This is a genomic window from Komagataeibacter europaeus LMG 18890, assembly GCF_000285295.1.
Taxonomy (GTDB): domain Bacteria; phylum Pseudomonadota; class Alphaproteobacteria; order Acetobacterales; family Acetobacteraceae; genus Komagataeibacter; species Komagataeibacter europaeus.
This window is the reverse complement of record NZ_CADP01000245.1, coordinates 1-1,919: the sequence shown is the minus strand read 5'-3', so window position 1 is coordinate 1,919 and position 1,919 is coordinate 1. Positions and strand designations below refer to the sequence as shown.

General features: G+C 62.4%; 2 protein-coding genes and 1 pseudogene. All 3 read left to right on the top strand.

All coding sequences use genetic code 11. The features are described from left to right. Window positions 1-848, top strand: a pseudogene (locus tag GEU01_RS21215) (ParB/RepB/Spo0J family partition protein); the annotation flags it as partial. A gap of 182 nt (window positions 849-1,030) precedes the next feature. Then, complete coding sequence (locus GEU01_RS21210) at window positions 1,031-1,369, top strand: hypothetical protein (RefSeq protein ID WP_019087603.1); 339 nt, start codon at window positions 1,031-1,033, stop codon at window positions 1,367-1,369. Beyond that, complete coding sequence (locus GEU01_RS21205) at window positions 1,362-1,775, top strand: hypothetical protein (protein WP_019087511.1); 414 nt, start codon at window positions 1,362-1,364, stop codon at window positions 1,773-1,775. The genes GEU01_RS21210 and GEU01_RS21205 overlap by 8 nt, the downstream gene beginning before the upstream one ends. The last annotated feature ends 144 nt before the right edge of the window (window positions 1,776-1,919 follow it).

Here is a 1,919-nt window from a genome sequence, read left to right as displayed (position 1 = left end):
GCGGTTTTGACATGATCGGCAGTTTCCGCACCCAGGCGCTGCATGCTGCATTGGACGGCATGCGGGGCTCTGCCGATCCATGGATCCTGCTCGGGCTGATGATCGCGGCCCTCAACGCGCAGAATGTCCGGGTGGATGGGGATTCCAACGCACACTACCCGCAGCGCCGTCCGTCACGCCGGCTCGTGGCCGCCGCCGGACTGTTCCAGGATGGCGAGATGGCGCTGGACGAGGCGCTCCTGCGTGGCGCTGCTGTCGACGTGCTCAAAGCCGTTCTGTCCTGCGAGAAGAACGCGACGAATAGCGGCGACTGGGGTGTCCTGGTCGGCCATATCGTGAAAGCGGACGACCATCTGCCCGCCATGGCGGATGAAGACTTCCTGAAAACGCTCAGCAAGTCCGGCATCACGAAGGCCATAAAGGAGGAAGGCATCCTGCCGCGCAATACCGGCAAGGAAATGCGCCGCGCCCTGATGGACCATGTCGAGCAGGGGATCTGGGTGCATCCTGCAGCGCGTTTCCAGGTCGATGTCGCGGCGCTGAACGCCACCTTCGCGGAAGCGCTCGCCCCGCCATCCGGAGCGGATGACGATAATGGGGAACTGGCGCATGACGACGATATCGACCCGGAAGACGACGTGGATGCTGGTGCGCTGGCTGGTGGCCCGGTAACCGATGATCCTGCCGCGACGGGCATTGAACGGGATGAAGTGACTGACACGCCCCCAGACCAGGCGGCAGATCAGGAGGATGACGTGCTGCACGGCAGGGCGGAAAGTCTGGCGCCGCCATCGCAGACACCTGAAGAATTCCTCAGGGCGCATGTTGAGTTTGTAGGTTTCAGCTGAGCGAGGCTGTTGCCGCCGTACTGCTCTGGCTCACGGTCCGTCGCCCCCATGGGGACGTCGGGCGGTGAGCCAGCAACGGCCTTTGGCAGGATGTCGACCGGGAAATGCTGCGATGTGCCCCAACCGGGCTTATCCGGAACGTCAGGTTACGCGTTCACCTGCGTCGGCGAAGGAGAACCGTGATGACCCATGAATACGTGACGGAAAAGCGTCTGATCGGCAGGTATGTGGTTGAACTGGGCTTCCACCCGGATGGTGGGGTTCTGATCCGGACGCCTGAAATCTATCCGCCCGCGGCCCGCCGATGGCGGGGACCCTATGAGAGCGTGGAGGCGGCAGTGGTCGAATTTTCCGCTTTCACGGCGGTTCCAAGAATCACGTCGGACGAACTGGCCCGGCTGAGAGAGCGTGGCTCTGTCACCGAAATCTGCGGAAAGGACGTGATGGTGTGGCACTGCCCATGGCGGGAAGCCAAGACACTGAGCGAATTTGTCCTGGCAAGGGAGGACGGCAATGCCTGATTTTCGTATCACGCTGGTTGAGCGCCTGTTTGAAGCGGATGCCGGCGATTTCAGGGTCACGGCGACGGACGCCGAGGCGGCTGCGCGGATCGTCCTCAATGCGGTCCCCGACAGTGTGGACTCTGACGGGATCCGGACCACTATTCTGCCTGACGGCCAGGAAGTGGACCTTGAGGTCGAGGAAGTCGTCCATGGCGAGATCGTGGCCATGGTCCACGATGCGGGAACTGGCGTGCTGCAGGGACAGTTTGGGTTTTCCCTTGTTTTCAGCCCGGGCCGAGAGGCAGCCTTCGTTCTCGCCAGAGTGATGGATCGTGTCCTTGCGGATGACGGTGAGTGGGACAGCCATGCAGCCTGCGTGCTGCTGCGCCGGTATCTGCACGAATACCTGAACGCGGACGCGTAGGAAAAGCAGGAAGAAACAGGAAAAAATATGCCCGAAGGGCCATCGCGCCTCAAACGGTGGCTCTTGTCCCGCTCCGCGGGCCTGCGATGCCGGTGCACGCGCCGCGTTTGACCCGCGATATCCCTTCGGACCGCCAGAAGACAT